This window comes from Ruminococcoides intestinale, from assembly GCF_040095935.1.
In the GTDB taxonomy this organism is placed as follows: domain Bacteria; phylum Bacillota; class Clostridia; order Oscillospirales; family Acutalibacteraceae; genus Ruminococcoides; species Ruminococcoides intestinale.
This window is the reverse complement of record NZ_JBBMFQ010000001.1, coordinates 617,399-636,054: the sequence shown is the minus strand read 5'-3', so window position 1 is coordinate 636,054 and position 18,656 is coordinate 617,399. Positions and strand designations below refer to the sequence as shown.

General features: G+C 38.8%; 18 protein-coding genes. All 18 read right to left on the bottom strand.

The genetic code is table 11. From position 1 onward, the window contains the following. Positions 1 to 5 precede the first annotated feature (5 nt). The gene (locus WMO31_RS03035) at positions 6 to 944 is read right to left on the bottom strand and encodes a dipeptidase (RefSeq protein WP_367999170.1); all 939 of its coding nucleotides are present in this window, start codon (positions 942 to 944) and stop codon (positions 6 to 8) included. A gap of 12 nt (positions 945 to 956) precedes the next feature. After that, positions 957 to 1,319: a YraN family protein gene (locus tag WMO31_RS03030; RefSeq protein WP_015523821.1), complete on the bottom strand. Its 363-nt coding sequence runs from the start codon at positions 1,317 to 1,319 to the stop codon at positions 957 to 959. Continuing rightward, positions 1,316 to 1,921 carry a ribonuclease HII gene (rnhB, locus tag WMO31_RS03025; RefSeq protein ID WP_367999169.1) on the bottom strand — a complete coding sequence of 202 codons (606 nt, stop codon included), beginning with the start codon at positions 1,919 to 1,921 and terminating at the stop codon, positions 1,316 to 1,318. The genes WMO31_RS03030 and rnhB overlap by 4 nt, the downstream gene beginning before the upstream one ends. A gap of 2 nt (positions 1,922 to 1,923) precedes the next feature. Continuing rightward, on the bottom strand, positions 1,924 to 2,796 hold the full coding sequence (gene ylqF, locus WMO31_RS03020) for a ribosome biogenesis GTPase YlqF (RefSeq protein WP_021883946.1): 873 nt from the start codon (positions 2,794 to 2,796) through the stop codon (positions 1,924 to 1,926). A gap of 27 nt (positions 2,797 to 2,823) precedes the next feature. Beyond that, a complete protein-coding gene (gene lepB / locus WMO31_RS03015; RefSeq protein ID WP_101070088.1) occupies positions 2,824 to 3,399 on the bottom strand; it encodes a signal peptidase I in 576 nt (191 codons plus the stop codon). A 104-nt stretch (positions 3,400 to 3,503) separates the two neighbouring features. Further along, positions 3,504 to 4,181, bottom strand: coding sequence for a signal peptidase I (gene lepB, locus WMO31_RS03010; protein WP_242956436.1), 678 nt, complete (start codon positions 4,179 to 4,181; stop codon positions 3,504 to 3,506). A gap of 69 nt (positions 4,182 to 4,250) precedes the next feature. Next, on the bottom strand, positions 4,251 to 4,598 hold the full coding sequence (gene rplS / locus WMO31_RS03005; RefSeq protein WP_015523817.1) for a 50S ribosomal protein L19: 348 nt from the start codon (positions 4,596 to 4,598) through the stop codon (positions 4,251 to 4,253). A gap of 204 nt (positions 4,599 to 4,802) precedes the next feature. Continuing rightward, entirely contained in the window at positions 4,803 to 5,723 is a 921-nt protein-coding gene (locus tag WMO31_RS03000; RefSeq protein WP_021883948.1) for an RluA family pseudouridine synthase, read from the bottom strand. Further along, the gene (gene lspA, locus WMO31_RS02995) at positions 5,716 to 6,198 is read right to left on the bottom strand and encodes a signal peptidase II (RefSeq protein WP_270260966.1); all 483 of its coding nucleotides are present in this window, start codon (positions 6,196 to 6,198) and stop codon (positions 5,716 to 5,718) included. The genes WMO31_RS03000 and lspA overlap by 8 nt, the downstream gene beginning before the upstream one ends. A gap of 62 nt (positions 6,199 to 6,260) precedes the next feature. Then, positions 6,261 to 9,026: an isoleucine--tRNA ligase gene (ileS, locus tag WMO31_RS02990; protein WP_293641006.1), complete on the bottom strand. Its 2,766-nt coding sequence runs from the start codon at positions 9,024 to 9,026 to the stop codon at positions 6,261 to 6,263. A gap of 37 nt (positions 9,027 to 9,063) precedes the next feature. Beyond that, positions 9,064 to 9,738, bottom strand: a complete 675-nt coding sequence (locus tag WMO31_RS02985; protein WP_015523813.1) for a DivIVA domain-containing protein — start codon at positions 9,736 to 9,738, stop codon at positions 9,064 to 9,066. Positions 9,739 to 9,751: 13 nt separating this feature from the next. Beyond that, positions 9,752 to 10,519: a YlmH family RNA-binding protein gene (locus WMO31_RS02980; protein ID WP_367999233.1), complete on the bottom strand. Its 768-nt coding sequence runs from the start codon at positions 10,517 to 10,519 to the stop codon at positions 9,752 to 9,754. Then, entirely contained in the window at positions 10,485 to 10,952 is a 468-nt protein-coding gene (locus WMO31_RS02975; RefSeq protein ID WP_101029609.1) for a cell division protein SepF, read from the bottom strand. Before WMO31_RS02975 ends, WMO31_RS02980 begins: the two co-directional genes overlap by 35 nt. 18 nt (positions 10,953 to 10,970) lie before the next feature. After that, positions 10,971 to 11,684 (bottom strand): YggS family pyridoxal phosphate-dependent enzyme, encoded by a 714-nt coding sequence (locus WMO31_RS02970; protein WP_367999168.1) that lies wholly within the window; start codon positions 11,682 to 11,684, stop codon positions 10,971 to 10,973. After that, positions 11,662 to 12,945, bottom strand: coding sequence for a biotin/lipoyl attachment domain-containing protein (locus WMO31_RS02965; protein ID WP_367999167.1), 1,284 nt, complete (start codon positions 12,943 to 12,945; stop codon positions 11,662 to 11,664). The genes WMO31_RS02970 and WMO31_RS02965 overlap by 23 nt, the downstream gene beginning before the upstream one ends. Continuing rightward, a complete protein-coding gene (miaA, locus tag WMO31_RS02960; RefSeq protein ID WP_367999166.1) occupies positions 12,938 to 13,888 on the bottom strand; it encodes a tRNA (adenosine(37)-N6)-dimethylallyltransferase MiaA in 951 nt (316 codons plus the stop codon). Before miaA ends, WMO31_RS02965 begins: the two co-directional genes overlap by 8 nt. A gap of 4 nt (positions 13,889 to 13,892) precedes the next feature. After that, positions 13,893 to 16,010 (bottom strand): DNA mismatch repair endonuclease MutL, encoded by a 2,118-nt coding sequence (gene mutL, locus WMO31_RS02955; RefSeq protein WP_367999165.1) that lies wholly within the window; start codon positions 16,008 to 16,010, stop codon positions 13,893 to 13,895. Between the two features lie 18 nt (positions 16,011 to 16,028). After that, positions 16,029 to 18,626, bottom strand: a complete 2,598-nt coding sequence (gene mutS, locus WMO31_RS02950; protein ID WP_367999164.1) for a DNA mismatch repair protein MutS — start codon at positions 18,624 to 18,626, stop codon at positions 16,029 to 16,031. Between the last annotated feature and the right edge of the window lie 30 nt (positions 18,627 to 18,656).

The window sequence follows — 18,656 nt, the reverse complement described above, 5'->3', positions numbered from 1 at the left end:
TTTTACTACATTATTCGCTGATTGTCAAAGTTTTCAAAGAAATTATACGCATTTTCGTAAAAAATCTTTTTCAAAACGCTTTCATTGTAGTTATTTCTAAGAAAAAGTTCATATATTTCGCCGATTGAATCGCTTCCGACAATATCCCTCGGCAAATCGCAACCGTCAAAATCCGTACCGAAGCAAAGAGAATTTTCACATCCGAGTGACAGCATATATTCGCAATGCTTTAAAATATCGTTCATACACGCTTTATCCGGATTATTATTAAGAAAAGCATTGTGCAAATTTAGGCCTATAAGTCCGCCTCTCTGTATTATAATTTTAATCTGCTCATCTGTAAGATTTCTCGGATTTTGAGTAATTGTCCGTGAATCTGAATGAGTTGCGATAAACGGCTTATTCGTCTGATTGACAACATCATAAAACAGTTCATCGCTTGCATGGGATATATCAATTACAATACCGTACTTTTCCATTTCGGCTACTGCAAGTTTTCCGAAGTCCGTTAAACCGCATTTATCTTCCGATAAAACACCTGAACCAATCTCGTTCATCTCATTCCATGTGAGAGTCATTATTCTGACGCCGAGTTCTGCAAATCGCTTTACATTCTCGATTTTGCCGTTCAATGCTTTTCCGTTTTCTACTGTAAAAAACGCTGAGTTTCGATACTTTGAAAAAGCATTATCCGTGAATTCACCGATACCCAACAGTTCAATTCCAAGTCGGTTACATTCTGATTTCAGATAATCAGCCGATTTAAAAAACAATTTTTCCGCCGCATTACCGTCAAGCGTGTCGGGTAACCATATAGCATAACACTGTAACCTGTGGGATTTGGAATTGTTGTTTAATTTCACTTCATATGAGGGATTATCCAGTTCGGACTTTTCGGTTACTGCCTTATAGAGCGTGTCACAATGCAAGTCAAAAAAATTCATGGCAACCTCCCGTCAGAATGCATCTTCAATATAGTTAATGCCGACAAGTTTCAGATTATCACTGTTGACAAAAACTTCGCATACATCAAATCGACATTCTTTATCTATATTGTTTTCATACATATACATATCGGCAGTTTTTAAAATTTTCATCTGCTTTTTACGGTTAACCGCATCAACCGGTTGTGTAAGAGAATTCTCTTTTCTTGTTTTAACCTCAACAAAGGCAATTACTTCCTTATTCTCGGCTATGATATCTATTTCGCCGTAAGGCTTTTTATAATTTCTGGCAATAATTTTATACTTATGCTTTTTCAGATATTTTGCGGCATAAGCCTCTCCCTTATCACCTGTTTGTTTAGTAGTAAAAATCATTTATTATTATATATTTTCTTCAAGAAGCTCGGTCTGTGATACTTACACGGTCCGTATTTAAGAATCGCCTCAATATGAGCCTTTGTGCCGTAACCTTTATGCTTTGCAAATAGGTACTGAGGAAATTCTTTGTCGTATTCATAAAGAAGTCTGTCCCTTGATACCTTGGCAAGAATTGACGCACAGGCAATTGACATTGACTTTGCATCGCCTTTTACAATACATTCGCCTTCAATTGACAACGGAGGCATTCTGTTGCCGTCAATCATAGCATAATCAGCCCTCGGTTCAAGTCCTTCAACTGCCCGCTTCATTGCAAGCATAGTAGCATTAAGAATATTCATTTCCTCAATTTCTTCAACGCTTGCAAATGCAATGCTGTATGCCAAGGCCTGTTCCTTTATTACATCAAACAAAGCCTCTCTCTTTTTTTCAGAAAGCTTTTTTGAATCATTGACTCCTTCAATAACGGTATTTTCGGGAAGTATAACTGCGGCGGCACACACAGGTCCTGCAAGCGGTCCTCTGCCGGCTTCATCAACACCACAGATATTCAGAAAACCTCTTGCAATATTTTTATTTTCATATTCAAGCCAATCCATTGTTATCTCCCCTGCGGCATTTCAACTGTAATTCTACCAAGCTTTGCACTTCTGAATTCATCAAGCAACATAATTGCGGCTCTCTCGGTATCAATCTCACCACCTGAAACAAGCATACCTCTCTTTTTGCCAATCATTTTCAAAAGCTCGTATGAATCAATATTTTCGATATCTTCGTTTTCTAATTTGAATCTTGTTATAAAATCAGCAGGCTTGAGTTCCTTGATGAAATCAAGAAGTCTTACCGCCAAAAGTTCGATATCAAGAATTTGGTCTTTAACCGCACCTGTGAACGCAAGATGCTCTCCGACTGTCTTATCGTCAAACTTTGGCCAAAGCACACCCGGAGTGTCAAGCATTTCAAGGTTCTTTGCAATTGTATACCATTGATTACCTCTTGTAACGCCCGGTCTGTCCTCAACCTTTGCACGGTTCTTCTTTACCATTTTATTGATAAAAGAAGATTTGCCTACATTCGGAATACCGACAATCATAATTCTGATTGTGGGATTTACCATTCCTTTTTCTTTTAATCTTGCAATCTTATGGCTCATAACCGTATTTACGGCAGGTGCAAATTTGTCAAGACCTCTGCCACTTTTACAGTCAACCGGGATAGCAACAAGATTCTGCTTTTTAAAATAGTCAATCCACATTTTCGTAGCAGTTTGATTAGCCATATCGCATTTATTGAGAAGAATAACTCTCGGCTTGTTCTGAACAAGTTTTGCAAGGTCGGGGTTACGACTGCTGACAGGAATTCTTGCATCAATAATTTCTGCGACAGCATCAACAAGTTTAAGACTTGACTGAATCTGTCTTTTTGTTTTGGTCATATGACCGGGGAACCATTGAATAGTCTGCATTTCGCTCATATATGTACATCCTTTAAAAATTTTCTGTTAATATAAATACTTGAATCTGTCAAGCGGGAAAAATATAAATTGTGCTTTTCCGATTACATCATCGACAGACACAAGGCCTATACTCTTATCACGGCTGTCAAGAGAAATAATTCTGTTATCACCCATTACAAAGATATAACCTTCAGGGATAACATACGGAATTTGCAATGGATTTGACGGCTCTCGTGTTAAAGAAGAAACATACGGTTCATCAATTTTTATACCGTCAACATAAACTGCATTTTTACTGTAATCCACGACAAGCGTCTGTCCTTCAACGGCTATAACCCGTTTTATAATTCTCTTTTCAATCTGATTTTCAGCGTTGATAGCTACAATATCGCCGCATTTTGGCTCATACATAAAATTTGTAATGAAAATTTTATCATCGCTGTGGAGCGTGTCAAGCATCGAATTTCCCACAACATTGGCATCTCTGATGATAAAAGTAAACGCTACGGATATAATTGCAAACACAAAAATTATTGTCCGTGTAAAATCAAACATATAATTCGTGATTTTTTTATCGTTAATTTTAATTCTGATTTTATTATTTTTATGTTTTTGAGGCATATAACCCTCCGTAAAAAATAAAGCTTATTTCTATTATAAAACAGAAATAAGCTTTTCACAATATCAAAATTTAAATTAACATTAAATTTTTACAATCTTTAGCATCAGTACAGATAGCCGAAGTGGTCAAACGGATAAACTACAAACTGTGCCTTACCGATTACATCATCAACATCTATAAGACCGATTTTTGTACTGCGGCTGTCCATTGAATCCTTTCTGTTATCACCCATAACAAAAATTTTGCCCTCAGGAATAACTTCCGGAATTTCATTGTCGCCTATATTGTTGCCGTAGGTTGAACCCTCTATGTACGGTTCATCAAGAACAACACCGTCAACTATGATTTGGTCGTTGTCATAATCAACCTTAACAGTCTGTCCCGCAACAGCGATAACACGCTTAATAATCGGACTGTTATACTCTGCACCATGAGAAATAACAACGATATCGTTATTTTGGGGAGTGTAGAATAGATTTGTTACGATAACCTTGTCGTTAGTGGCAAGTGTGTTATTCATTGATCTGCCTTCAACATCAACAAGGCGGAACAAAAAGATAAGGCAAACCACAACAACCGAAATTGCAAACAGGATACATCTTACCCAGTCATAAAAACCGGACATTGCGCCTTCCTCTTTTGCAACAAGAAATTGTTTTTCGGAAATTGACGGTTTCTTATCCACATACATTTCAGGATTGATATCTGAAGAATCGTTCACACCCTCAGGCTGAAGCACAGCCATATTAGCCTCATTGACATTATTTTTGCTTTTCTTCAACTTTGTCACCTGCTATAAAGAAAAATAGTAAAAAAAGGGACTTTTAAAAGTCCCTTTTGATTTCGTGAATTACTTACGAATCTGCTCTTTAACCTTAGCAGCCTTACCAACTCTGTCACGGAGATAGTAGAGCTTGCTTCTGCGAACCTTACCGTAACGAACAACCTGTACATCTTTAACATTGGGTGAATGGAGAGGGAATACTCTTTCAACACCAACGCCGTAAGCTACTCTTCTTACAGTAAATGTTTCAGCTACGCCACTGCCTCTTTTAGCAATAACAGTACCCTCAAACATCTGGATTCTTTCTCTTTCGCCTTCACGAATGTTTACTGATACCTTTACAGTATCACCTACGCTGAACTCAGGTGTTGTTTCCTTCACGCTTGCTGCAGCAATAGTCTTTAATGCGTCCATTTTTTATCCTCCTTATTTTTCCGACATTCTTACTCAAACGAGCAGCGGACTGTCACATCAAAATGACGGTTAAACCGTTATTTGAACCTCGTCGAGAGTTACGACGGTTTCAAATGCTTTAATATAATACCACATACGGAATAATAATGCAAGTGTTTTTTCAATTTAGTTTAAAAAATCGGAATATATCCCATCAAGCTCCGATTAATGTGATGATATATTCTCAAGCTTTTTAAGATATTTTTTGAAATAATCAGGCAATTCGGAAGTAAATTCAATATATTCATTGGTTTTTGGATGAATAAAACCGATTTTTCTTGCATGAAGGCATTGTCCTTCAAAATCAACTTTTTCATTCTTTACGCCATACACCTTATCGCCCGACACGGGATGACCTATATAAGCCATATGCACTCTGATTTGATGAGTACGACCTGTTTCAAGCTTGCATTTTATATGTGTGTAACCTTTATACCTTGTTATTACCGAATAATGAGTAACCGCATTTTTGCTGTTCTTTTCGATAACACACATTTTCTTTCTGTCTTTAGGATTTCTTCCGATTGGAGCGTCAACTGTTCCCTCATCATCTTTCAGATTACCAAATACAATTGACTCATACTCCCTTGTAAAAGAATGCTCCTTAATTTGTTCTGCAAGAGAACGGTGAGCAAAATCATTTTTTGCGACAATCAAAAGACCGCTTGTATCCTTGTCGATGCGGTGAACAATGCCGGGACGAAGTACGCCGTTAATTCCCGAAAGGCTGTCACCGCAATGATAAAGCAAAGCATTTACAAGAGTACCGTCATAATTTCCTGCAGCAGGATGCACCACCATTCCCTTTGGCTTATTCACAACAAGCAAGCATTCATCTTCATAAACTATATCAAGAGGGATATTTTCCGCTTTAGCCTCATAAGGCGTCGGATCGGGAACATTTACAACAACAATATCACCTTGCGAAAGCTTGTACTTTTTTGAAACAACAGAGTCGTTTACAAGCACAGCTCCGTTCTCAATAAGATTAACAGCGGCGGAGCGTGATAAATCAATATTGGCATCCGAAATAAATTTATCAAGTCTTACACCGCTTGTTTCACAATTAAGTTTAAATTCATTCATTGCTTTTGTTGACCTTTTTTTCGGATTTCATAACATTAGAGAAAAACAGAACATAAACGATAAGAAGTAGTGTTCCGACTGTAATGCAGTAGTCGGCAAAGTTACAAACAGGGGGAAAGAATGAAATGCTGATGTAATCGACTACAAAACCGTAAAAAATCCTGTCAATCAAATTACCTATTCCGCCGCCGATTATAAGTGCCGCAGAAATATAGAACATCTTTCCCGACGGTTTCTTCTTGAACATAATATATATTATTATTGCAATAAGAACAGCAGTAACCGCTACGAAAAACCAACGCATATCCGAAAACATTCCGAAAGCAACGCCTCTATTCTCAACATAAGTAAAATCAAGTAATCCGTCAATGGCAGTTACCGAACCGACAGGCTGAAGATAGGTAAGTACAAAATATTTTATTATCTGATCAGTGGCAGCTAAAAGCACACCGATTATAAGAGCAATAACAGGCATTTTATCCTCCATAAACATAAATCGGTGTGTTTTATCACACCGATTTATTGTAATAGCAGTTATTATTTAAGATTCTGAACACAGCGGAAACAGATTGTAGGATGCTCTGCACACTGACCCACCGTCTTGCTGATAGCCCAGCAACGCTCGCACTTTTCACCCTCAGCTTTTTCAGGTTTGATTTCAAGCTCACCGCCGTTATCAACAATTTCAACTTCGGAAACTATGAATGCTGCACAAAGCTCAGGCTCAGCCTTTTTAAGAAATTCAAGTGTTTCGCCGCCTGCACAAAGTGTTACCTTTGCTTCAAGCGAACCCTTAATTGTCTTATCCTTTATAAGGGATTCGAGTGACTTTTTAACATTATCACGAAGTTCGTGGATTCTGTCCCAGAAAGCCATAAATTTATCGTCAACATCAATAGCGATGTTTTCGGGAATCTCATTAAAGATAACATGTTCTGCATTCTCATTTGAGGAATGAGGCATGTATTTCCAAATTTCATCTGATGTATACGCAAGGAGCGGAGCAATCATTCTTGTCATTGCGTCAAGGATAACATAGATTACGGTCTGAGCGGCTCTTCTTGAGAGGCTGTCAGCCTTTTCTGTATAAAGTCTGTCCTTGAGAACATCAAGATAGAAGTTAGACATATCAACAACACAGAAGTTGTGAATGCTGTGATATACAATATGAAACTCATAATTATCGTATGAAGTTCTAACCTTTGTGATAAGGTCATTAAGCTTTGCAAGCGCCCATTTATCAATCGGCAACACCTTGTCAAAGTCAACCATATCTGTATCGGGATTAAAGTCAGAAATGTTACCGAGAATGTATCTTGCGGTATTTCTGATTTTTCTGTATGATTCGGAAATCTGCTTGAGAATGTCCTTGGAAATATGAACATCAGTCTGATAGTCGGTTGATGCAACCCAAAGTCTGAGTACATCAGCACCGTACTGCTTAATAACATCCTGTGGGCTGATGCCGTTACCAAGTGACTTACTCATCTTTCTTGATTCATCGTCAAGAATCATACCGTGAGTAAGAACAGCCTTGTAAGGTGCTCTGCCTCTTGTAGCAACGGATGTAAGGAGTGATGACTGGAACCAACCTCTGTACTGGTCGTTACCCTCAAGGTAAAGGTCAGCAGGTGATTCAAGGTTATCACGCTGTTCAAGAACAGCGGCATGCGATGAACCGCTATCGAACCAAACATCCATAATATCTTTTTCTTTATCAAATTCAGTACAACCGCACTTCTTACACTTTGTACCGGCAGGAAGAATCTCTGCGGCTGTATGATTGTACCAAGCGTTTGAGCCTTCTTTACCGAATAAGTCTGCAACAGCAAGCATAGCATCCTTATCAATAAGAGCCTCACCGCAATCCTTACAGAAGAAAATCGGAATCGGAACACCCCATTTTCTCTGACGGGAAATACACCAATCTTTTCTTTCTCTTACCATTGATGTAATTCTGTCCTTGCCCCATGCAGGAATCCACTTAACCGTATTGATAGCGTCAACAGCCTCATCCTTGAAATCGTCAACCGAACAGAACCACTGGTCTGTTGCTCTGAAAAGAATAGGAGTTTTACATCTCCAGCAATGCGGATACTGATGGACAATTTTCTTTAATGCAAAAAGTGAGCCGTTTTCTTCAAGACATGCGGCAATCTTCTTATTAGCCTCATCAGTTGTAAGACCTGCAAACTGACCTGCTTCTTCTGTAAGAACACCGTTAGAATCAACAGGACAGATAATCGGAATCTCAGGGTAATTCTGACATACATTGTAGTCGTCAACACCGTGTCCGGGAGCTGTGTGTACACAACCTGTACCGCTTTCGAGAGTTACATGCTCACCAACGATAACAAGAGACTCTCTGTCAAGGAACGGATGTGCTGTTTTTATATACTCAAGCTCACTGCCCTTTACCGTTGCTACAACTTCAAAGTCTGTTATACCTGCCTCATCAAGAGCAGACTTATAAAGCTCTGACGCCATAACAAGGTATTCATCACCTGTTTTGATTACAGAATATTCAAATCTCGGACCTACGCAAATTGCGACATTTGCAGGGAGTGTCCAAGTTGTAGTTGTCCAGATTACAAACTTAACCTTTGAAGGATCGATTCCCATATTTGAGAAAACGCCCTTATCGTCGGTTACATTAAACTTTACATAGATTGAATGGCAAGGATCTTCAGCATACTCAATCTCAGCCTCGGCAAGAGCAGTCTTACACTCCGGACACCAATAAACAGGCTTTAAACCCTTGTAGATATAGCCCTTTGTAGCCATTTCTGCAAACACTCTGATCTGTTCAGCCTCAAACTCATGGTTAAGAGTGATGTACGGCTTATCCCATTCACCGATTACGCCAAGTCTTTTAAACTGCGTACGTTGATCGTTAATGTAGCCTTTTACGAACTCTTCGCACATTTTACGAAGTTCAACAACAGAAATTTCAGCAGAATTACCGATACCGGCTTTCTTTCTTGCTTTAAGTTCCGTAGGAAGTCCGTGTGTATCCCAACCCGGAACATACGGAGCTTTAAAGCCTGCCATATTCTTATATCTTACGATAAAATCCTTAAGGATCTTATTAAGTGCATGGCCAAGGTGAATGTCACCGTTAGCATAAGGAGGGCCGTCATGAAGAATGAACAGAGGCTTTCCCTCATTTACTTTCATAAGATTTTCGTAAACCTTTTCATCTTCCCAATTTTGAAGTGTAACAGGCTCGCTTTTCGGTAGACCTGCTCTCATAGGGAAGTCTGTCTTTGGAAGATTAAGTGTTGAATTATAATCCTGGGACATTTTATATTCTCTCCAATATCTAAAATCTAAATAAAAATCAGTCGGCAGTTACATCATAGTTATCACCGAACTTGAGATGACTGAACTTGCTCTGTCTTTTAGGATGAGCAGATACTTCTTCAGTTTCAGCAATCGGCTCAGCTTTCATTTCCGAAGGTACTGCAATCTTAACATCATCTTCAACCTGAGGCTGTGCAGGAGCTGTCACATCCTCTGTAGGATACTTTTCGTCAAGTTCAGCTTTTGAAGCCTCAACATCGGAGGTTGAAGGAAGATCATCAATTGACTTAATATGCTTACTGTAAAGTGAAATAAGTTCATTTCTGAGATTAGCCGCATCTGACTGAAGCTGTAAATAATGCTCTTTCTCGGCAGCAGTCATATTGTTTGCGTCAACAAGGAGAGTCTGAGCCTTTGTTTCAGCATCACGAACAATCTTTGCAGCCTTTTCCTTTGCTTCTCTTATGCAGGCATCAGCAACCTTCTGTGAAGCAAGCAAAGCGTTTCTTACTGTTTCTTCATCTGCTCTGTACTGTTCAACTCTTGTTGCAAGAACATCAATCTTATGAACAAGGTTAGTTTTTTCTTTCTTCAATTGTTCAAAAGAAACAATGACTTCATCAATAAACGAGTCAACATCTTCAGCTCTGTAACCACCGTTAAGAGTGGCTTTTCTGAAGCTTATATTTTTAATTTCATCAATTGTAAGCATTTATCTGCACTCCTTATTTATAATGTATAACCGAAATTCTCATTCGACCTTTTCCTGTAGTTCCAAGTATACCTTTTAAAACGAATTTGCCTTTTCCGCGAATTGTAAAAACATCATTTTCCTTTAGGTTAAAACTGACATTTTTAGTTTCTTCAAAATTAACACATACGCTGTCTGACATAATGACAGTTTTTGTTTTTTCTCGTGACAGTTTACATACAGCGGCAACAATATTATCAAGTCGTAAAGAAGAAACTATAAATGTTTTTTCTTCCACTCCTCTTCCCTGCGGAAGCTTTGACAAATCAGCTTCATCAACCTTGACGCCGACTCTGCCGACTTTTGAAATCTGCGACTTGACATAATCGGACAATTCCGCTTTTACAAATACAACAGCCCGTCCGTCCTCAACAAGAATATCCCCGACAGTTTCACGCTCTATTCCGAGCGACATCAAAGAACCGAGAAAATCACGATGAGTGAGTCGGTCGCATTTTCTGAATGAAAATTCAATGCCGCATATCGGGAACATACTCGTACTCGGTTCGTCAAAAAACAAGCCAAGCATTTTTCTCTCGGAATCATCATACCCGCCAAAGAAAAAGTAGTTGTCGAAATATGCTTTTTTAAGTTCGGAAACAAGAAGAGCTTGTTTCCTTTCACTCATAAAAGGCATAAAATACGGTTTCTGTCTTGTCAGACAAAGGTCAATACCGTTATTAAGCCGAGCAATCAGCTGTTTGTCATCATCCGAAGTAAACACCGTTGTTCTCAAGCTCATCAAGTAAATCGTCGCCTGTCAGGTCAACATTGCTCGGAATAATGATATATGTATTTGTAGCGACACGCTTGATTTTACCACGGTTTGCATACGCAACACCGCTGAGAAAATCAAGGATTCTTCTTGCCATATCTTTATTTGTATCTTCAAGATTAAGAACTACTGTGTGAGCCTTCATAAGCTCATCAGCAATTGTGCGGGTCTCTTCGCCGAAACGCTCAGGCTTGAATAAACCAACCTGAAGATTGGTGGTAGCATTAATGTTTACGACCTTGTTTCCGCCGCCGAGATCTCTTTCTTTTTTAGCGTTTCTTACAGGTTCTTCTTTATAGTCTTCTTCTGCACCTTCGTCAGCATAACCATATTCATCGTACTCATACTCATCATCGGGGGCGTCCCACATGCGTTTAAACTTATCTACAAAACCAGCCATTATATAATCCTCCTAAAATTATGTATAATTCCTTGCACCGAATAATGCCGAACCAACTCTGACCATATTTGCACCTGCAAGTACAGCTTCGTAATAATCGGCAGACATACCCATTGAAAGAATATTCATATCTATATTATCTAATTTTTTTTGCGAGATGTCAATAAATATATTATGCATTTTATTGAAAAATTCAGAAATTTTCTGTGAAGATTCACAAATCGGAGGTATTGCCATAAGACCTTTAACTAAAATACCGTCCAATTCGGCAATCTGACAAAGTAATTCTTCAAGCTGTTCGGGCATAACACCTGACTTGTTTTCTTCTCTGCCGATATTTACCTCAACAAAAACATCACAGTTTTTATTGATTTTTAAAGCCTGTTTAGAAATTTCCGACGCAAGCTTTATTGAATCGACAGACTGGATAAGATCAACCTTATCGATAATCTGTCTTACCTTGTTTGTCTGCAAGTGACCGATAAACTGAAGAGAACAGTTGTCAAGGTTATACTTATCATACTTTGACAAAAGCTCCTGAACCTTGTTTTCACCTATGTGGTCAAGTCCGAGTGAAATTGCGTGGTTAATAACCTCAGGTTCAACCATTTTTGTTGCGGCAAGAAATGTAATATCCTCACGCTTTCTTCCGGACTTTTCGGCAGCCTCGGCTATTCGCTCATCAATAAATTTGTAATTGTATTCAACGTCAGTTAACAACTTTTCCGTCATACAAATCATCTCCTTCAAGAATTACCTGATCATATAACTCAACTGTTGTGCCGTCAACAAGGTCTTTGCTGTCCGGCTCCGGATCGCAAATAACATAATCATCGTCGGCATACAGAATAGATATCTGTTTGAATCTCACTTCACTTCCGTGAAGCACATATACACCCTGAACCTTAACCTGTTCGGTATGTTTATTGTCATTGTCATCATAGGTTGTCTTTGTTACATAGTCATCATGAATAGCCTTTTTGCTGATTCTCAAGCCAGTGTATGAACCAAGACCTATTTCAATCGGTTCCTGTCGTGCCTGAGCAAGGTCGGAATTCATATAGTCACACTCAAGAATAAGAAGGGCATCGCTGTCTTTTGATTCCTGATAAATCCTCTTGATAGTGGCAGGAATGCTTTCAGACGATGCGTCAGAGAACAGTACCGTAGCGGAACCGTCCCACAAAGAAAGTCTTGTTGCCTCATCAGCCGTAACCTTACAGGCAACATACCATTTCAATCCCGTTACAACCTTGCCTGCAATATTGCCGGACACTTTTGTCTGCTTTACATTATCAAGGTCAGAAAGAGTCAGACGATCAAGATTATTGTAATCAAGCGCATTTTCATATCCGTCACAATGCGAGAGAAAACAACCTGATTTTTCAGTTGTAATATTACCTGTTGATTTTCCTGCTTTGCCTTCAAGAGTGGCTATTTCAGCCTGAAGTTCTGAAATCCTGTCATTAAAGTTAGTGGCTTTGCCTGTGTAAATCTGTCTTTGGTTTATTGAATAAAGCAGATTATTTGTGGCATTATCAATATTTGCCAAATCGCCGTCATTGATACTGCGAATTTGTGAAATGATATTATTATTTATATTGTTGTTGATAGTATCAATACCTATGTTGCCGGCCGTGCTTGTTTTTTGAAGTGTCTGCAAATCGGAAAGCTGTTCATGTAATGCGCTGATTTTTGACTGTGAAGCTGCGTCATCATCATTTGCATATGATTTTGCAATTTCACCGCCGGCTTTTACCTCGTCACCGTCATGCACTGTATATGAAAGCACACCCGAAGTATTATTCTGAATCATATTTTCATCACGGATAATAAATCCGTTTGAATAAATTTTATCCGTGACTGTTGTTTGAACAGCATTTTCAGTCGGATACATTTTAAAATTTGTACTTATCAGAAGATAGGCGGCATAAACAACTGCAAGAACTGATAACGCAATCATCAAAATTCGTCTGAAAAGCAATTTATCCATAAAGTAAGCCTCTTTCGATTACAGCCTTTGCATAACTGTATATTTCTTCAAATGAATTATATTCATCAATATAAATCCAATTAATCTCCGAATCCCGCTTAAACCAAGTAATTTGTCTTTTTGCATATCTGCGGGTATCCATTTTCAATTTTTCAACACAATCATTCAGGTTTTTATTTTCTTTAAAATAAGGAATCAATTCCTTATATCCTATCGCCTTTATTGATGTATAGCTCAGGTCGGAATTAATAACCCGTTCAGCCTCCTCAAGCAAACCTTCTTCAAGCATAATATCTACACGCTTGTTTATTCTGTCATAAAGCACCTGTCTGTCACGGCAATTAAGACCGATTTTTACAGTTATATACGGAGACGGAATTTTATGTGATTCTTCAATTTGTTGTGTGATAGTTTTTCCTGTTGTTTTGTAAAATTCAATGGCACGGATTATTCTTTTAAGATTTCTGCTTTCACGAAGTCTTTCAGCCGATTCAGGATCGAATTTTGCAAGCATTTCAAGCAACCTGTCTGTTCCATGTTCTTCGGCAATCTTGCGAAGTTCTAAGCAATAATCTTCATCCCGTTTATCATCACTGAAAGAAACATTGTTCAGAAGTGAATCAACATAAAGACCTGTTCCGCCGACGATAAACGGTAATTTGCCTCTTGAATGAATATCTGCTATACATTTTGAAGCATCAGTTACATATGACGCAACCGAATAGGTTTTATCAGGCGGAAGAAAGTCCATCATATGATGAGGAATTCCGTCCATCTCTTCTTTGGTAGGTTTGGCTGTTGCAATCTGCATTCCCCTGTATATCTGCATGGAATCGGCAGATACGATTTCACCGTTAAAATGCTTTGCAAGTTCAACCGAAAGTTTTGTTTTGCCTGATGCGGTAGGACCGACAATTGAAACCGTATTAATAGATTTTTCCAAAAAATCACACCCTGCCAAATTGTTTTTCAATTTCACCCTTTGTAAGAACAATGCAAATCGGTCTGCCATGAGGACAATACTTGATTTCAGGATGTTCTTCAAGGTGTTTTACAATCCCTATAAGCTCATCAGGCGTACTTTTATTGCCTGCCTTTATAGCTGAACGGCAAGCTACATTGCTGTAAAACCAATCCATTTTTTCGGTAAAGATATCGGTTTTACCCTGAGAAATGTAGCCCGACATCTCGGTAATGCAATCTTCAATTTCAACAGCCGGAATATACTGCGGAGAACTTCTTACAATAACCGTACTGTTACCGAAATCTTCAACTTCAAAGCCGCAATCGGAAAACATATCAAGATTATTAATTGCCGCATCATACTCGGTTTTTCCGAGAGTGACTGTAACAGGAGCAAGTAAAATCTGCCTGTAGTCAGCAGCCTTTTCGGCTTTTAGTTTTTCATAAATAATTCTCTCATGGGCGGCATGTTTGTCTATCAAAAGAATATCTTTATTGTTTTTTTCTGCAATGATATATGTATCGAAAGCCTCTCCGATATATTTGATGCTCGTCTGATTATCGTTTACAAGAACAGGCTCTTTTGATTTCTCAATAGATTCTTCCGAAACAATTACATTAACCTCTTTAGGGCTTACAATCGGACTTTTATCGGTAATACTTTCTGTATCAGTTTTTTCATCTTCAACAAGCGAAGTTGGCTGAGCAATTTCAGGCTTGAAAGTTGATTTTAACTTTTCTTCCTCTTTCGCCTTATTTATCGCCTGTTTGCTGAAAATATCAAACGGATTGGATATATCCGCAACTTTTATATCATCAATGGACTTTGTAACAGAACGAATAGCTGCCTCGCCAATCTTCTTATTATCATTAAATGCGACATCGGAAAACGGATTAAAATCATCGGATTTTTCGGATGTAGCAACAGGTTTTGTAACCTCTGTTTTTTGTATGTCAGGTATCGGTTTAGCATACTGTTTTTGTACAAAATCATTTTTAGAACTTTGCACAACAGGCTTGTTCAGAATGGCAGGCGCATTGTTAAACGGATTAAATTTATTTTGCACCTCATTAAAAGCCGTTTCCTTTTTAAATGATGCTTTTTTACGGCTGTCATACTTCATAAGTGAAGATTTTACCGCATGATAAATCGCATCAAAAACAGGTCTTTCATTTATAAATCTGACCTCAAGCTTTGAAGGATGAACATTTACATCAATAATTTCACACGGCAATTCGATATTAAGAACACATGACGGAAATTTTCCGACCATAATTGAGCCCTTAAAAGCCTCCTCAAGTGCAACCATAGCCGTTCTGGTTTTGATGTACCTTCCGTTGATAAAAAAATTCTGCATATTACGATTTGGTCTTGAGTGTTCGGGTTTTGAAATATAGCCGTAGACCTTTATTGCATCAAGCTGATAATCAACCGGAATAAGTCCTTTCGCAAAATCTTTTCCAAAAACCGAATATATTGCAGAAATAAGTTTTCCGTCGCCGAATGTACGAAGAACCTGCTTTCCGTCTTTAATGTATGTAAATGCAATTTCGGGATGTGACAAAGCAGTTTTGTCGATTATATTTGAAACTGCGTTACCCTCCGAAACATCCTTTTTCAAAAATTTTGCACGAGCAGGAATGTTGTAGAACAAATCTCTGATAACAAAGGTTGTGCCGACAGGACAACCTGCATCATCAAAGCTCTGTTCTTCACCGCCGTCAATTTCATATGAAGTTCCGATTTCCTCGTTTACATTCCTCGTAATAAGTTGAAGTCGTGACACTGCACAAATTGACGCAAGAGCCTCTCCTCTGAATCCGAGTGTAGAAATACTGTCCAGGTCAGATTCGACCTTAACTTTACTGGTTGCGTGTCTTAAAAACGCAACTTTGATATCGTCACGGTAAATACCGCAACCGTCATCGGCAACACGCATGAATGTTGTACCTCCGTTTTTTATCTCAACGGTGATATTTTTTGCGCCTGCGTCAATTGAATTTTCTACAAGTTCCTTTATAACCGATGCCGGTCTTTCAACAACCTCGCCGGCGGCGATAAGTTCTGCAACATGCTTATCAAGTACATTGATTACACCCATTTGTGTCACCTCCTAATATTAAATCATACCCTTGAGTTCGTAAAGCAAGTTCATTGCTTCAATCGGAGTAAGAGTATTTAAATCTGTATCTTTCAGCTTTTCAATCACGGGACTTTCAGTCGAACCGATAAGTGAAAGCTGCATATCGTCTGAATTATCCTGCTTTTGAATATTGGCACTCTCGTTTTTATATTTGCCGTGTTCAAGGTCTTTTAAAATTTCCTTTGCTCTTGAAATTACAGACTGCGGAATGCCTGCAAGCTTTGCAACCTCAATACCGTAGCTGTCATCTGCTCCGCCGGGAACAATTCTTCGCAGAAAAGTAATGTCATCGCCACGCTTTTTAACTGCTATGTTATAGTTTTTTACACCGTCAAGGAGTTGTTCCATAACCGTGAGTTCGTGATAATGAGTTGCAAAAAGTGTTTTTGCACCGAGTTTTTTTCTGTCGGCACAAAATTCAAGTACAGCCCTTGCGATGCTCATACCGTCAAAGGTCGAAGTACCTCTGCCGATTTCGTCAAGAATAAGTAAGCTTTTTGAAGTTGCATTTTTAATGATATTGGCAACCTCGCTCATCTCAACCATAAAGGTTGACTGTCCCGAAGCAAGATCATCAGACGCACCTACACGAGTAAAGATGCTGTCTACAATTCCGATTTCGGCAGAAGACGCCGGAACAAAACTGCCTATCTGCGCCATAAGAACAATAAGGGCAATCTGTCGCATATAGGTTGACTTACCCGCCATATTGGGACCTGTAATAATTGCTACTCTGTCATTGGCAGAATCAAGGCTGACATCATTCGGAACAAACGGTGCATCCTTTAATAGAGCCTCAACAACCGGATGTCTCGAATCTTTAATTCTTATAGCAGTTGAAAGGTTTACATCAGGTCTTATGTATCTGTTGTCAGCCGCAACATTTGCAAGTGAAGTAATAACATCAAGATTAGCAATGGCTTTTGCGGTTTTCTGAATTCTTTCAAGATTATCCGAAACCGTCTTTCTGACATCGTCAAAGAGGTTGTATTCAAGTGCAACCGATCTGTCTTTTGCACCGAGGATTCTGCCCTCTACATCTTTCAAATCCTGAGTAATATATCTTTCACAATTGGTGAGTGTCTGCTTTCTTATGTATGTTTCGGGTACCATGGATTTATATGAATTTGATACTTCAATATAATATCCGAATACCCTGTTATAACCGACTTTAAGCTTAGGAATTCCCGTTATATCACGCTGTTCAGCCTCAATACGGGCAAGAATTCCCTTTGAGTCATTCATATCGCCTGTCACGGAATCCAGCTCTTCGTTATAGCCTCTCTTAATCATACCGCCCTCACGGACTGTAAACGGAGGTTCTTCAACGATTGCAGAATCAATAAGAGAATAAATGTCCTCAAGCTTATCAATGCTTTTATAAATATATTTAAGATAAACCGATTTACAATCAACGAGCAAATCCGAAATCTGCGGAAGATTCTGAATTGCTCCGCAGAGTGAACGCAAATCTCTTGCATTTGCAGAACCGTAAACGATTCTTGTCATAAGTCTTTCAATGTCAAATATACCCGAGAGTGTGTCTGTAACATCCATACGGAGCATATTATCGTTTACAAGCTCTTCAATTGCACTCTGACGGTTGTTAATTGAAGTTATATTAAGCAAAGGATGTTCAAGCCATGAACGCATAAGGCGTTTGCCCATTGCGGTTTTTGTCTTGTCAAGCACCCACAAAAGTGAACCTTTTTTATCCTTTGTCAGCATTGTTTGTGTGAGCTCAAGATTACGCTGTGTGTTGTAATCAAGACTCATATATTGATTTTCTTTGTAGAACTCAATGTGATTTATTCTTTCAAGTCCCGTTTTCTGAGTATCACGAAGATATGAAAGCAATGCACCGAGAACGCACACAACAACAGATTTGTCAGATACGGTACTGTATTCATCCGCAAACTGTGATTTTACAACATCAGTACATACCGACTCGTCAAATTTTTCATCCTCAAGCATTTCAACTCCTGCCGAAAGCTTCGCTTTAATGAACTTAGGCAGTTCTTTCAGCTTTACAATATCACCGCCGATGAGAATTTCACGGGGATTATAGCTTGTAAGCTGATTGGTAAGAACATTATAGCTGTCATTACCCCTGATTTCCGTAGCGTATAATTCACCTGTGGAAATATCGCAAAAACAAAGTCCTATAGTTTTATTTTTAGAATACATACAGCAAATGTAGTTGTTTTTGCTCTCATCAAGCATACTCGATTCCATTACGGTACCGGGAGTAATTACTCGAATAATATCACGCTTTACAAGACCTTTTGCCTTTGCAGGATCTTCCGTCTGTTCGCAAATTGCAACCTTATAGCCCTTTGCAACAAGTCTTGCAATGTAACCCTCACAGCTGTGAAACGGAACTCCGCACATGGGAGCACGCTCGGCCTGTCCGCAGTCCCTTCCTGTAAGAGTAAGTTCAAGCTCCTTTGATGCAAGCTTTGCATCATCGTAAAACATTTCGTAGAAATCTCCAAGTCGGAAGAACAAAATGCTGTCTTTGTTTTCTTCTTTAATTTTGAAATACTGTTGCATCATTGGAGATAACTCCGCCATTTGTTTCACTTCCTTAACAAAATTTAGAAC

Coding starts and splice junctions, on each gene's coding strand:
- WMO31_RS03035 (WP_367999170.1), bottom strand. CDS start 944: ATGAATTTTTTTGACTTGCATTGTGACACGCTCTATAAGGCAGTAACC.
- WMO31_RS03030 (WP_015523821.1), bottom strand. CDS start 1,319: ATGATTTTTACTACTAAACAAACAGGTGATAAGGGAGAGGCTTATGCC.
- rnhB (WP_367999169.1), bottom strand. CDS start 1,921: ATGGATTGGCTTGAATATGAAAATAAAAATATTGCAAGAGGTTTTCTG.
- ylqF (WP_021883946.1), bottom strand. CDS start 2,796: ATGAGCGAAATGCAGACTATTCAATGGTTCCCCGGTCATATGACCAAA.
- lepB (WP_101070088.1), bottom strand. CDS start 3,399: ATGCCTCAAAAACATAAAAATAATAAAATCAGAATTAAAATTAACGAT.
- rplS (WP_015523817.1), bottom strand. CDS start 4,598: ATGGACGCATTAAAGACTATTGCTGCAGCAAGCGTGAAGGAAACAACA.
- WMO31_RS03000 (WP_021883948.1), bottom strand. CDS start 5,723: ATGAATGAATTTAAACTTAATTGTGAAACAAGCGGTGTAAGACTTGAT.
- lspA (WP_270260966.1), bottom strand. CDS start 6,198: ATGCCTGTTATTGCTCTTATAATCGGTGTGCTTTTAGCTGCCACTGAT.
- ileS (WP_293641006.1), bottom strand. CDS start 9,026: ATGTCCCAGGATTATAATTCAACACTTAATCTTCCAAAGACAGACTTC.
- WMO31_RS02985 (WP_015523813.1), bottom strand. CDS start 9,738: ATGCTTACAATTGATGAAATTAAAAATATAAGCTTCAGAAAAGCCACT.
- WMO31_RS02980 (WP_367999233.1), bottom strand. CDS start 10,519: ATGAGCTTGAGAACAACGGTGTTTACTTCGGATGATGACAAACAGCTG.
- WMO31_RS02975 (WP_101029609.1), bottom strand. CDS start 10,952: ATGGCTGGTTTTGTAGATAAGTTTAAACGCATGTGGGACGCCCCCGAT.
- WMO31_RS02970 (WP_367999168.1), bottom strand. CDS start 11,684: ATGACGGAAAAGTTGTTAACTGACGTTGAATACAATTACAAATTTATT.
- WMO31_RS02965 (WP_367999167.1), bottom strand. CDS start 12,945: ATGGATAAATTGCTTTTCAGACGAATTTTGATGATTGCGTTATCAGTT.
- mutL (WP_367999165.1), bottom strand. CDS start 16,010: ATGGGTGTAATCAATGTACTTGATAAGCATGTTGCAGAACTTATCGCC.
- mutS (WP_367999164.1), bottom strand. CDS start 18,626: ATGGCGGAGTTATCTCCAATGATGCAACAGTATTTCAAAATTAAAGAA.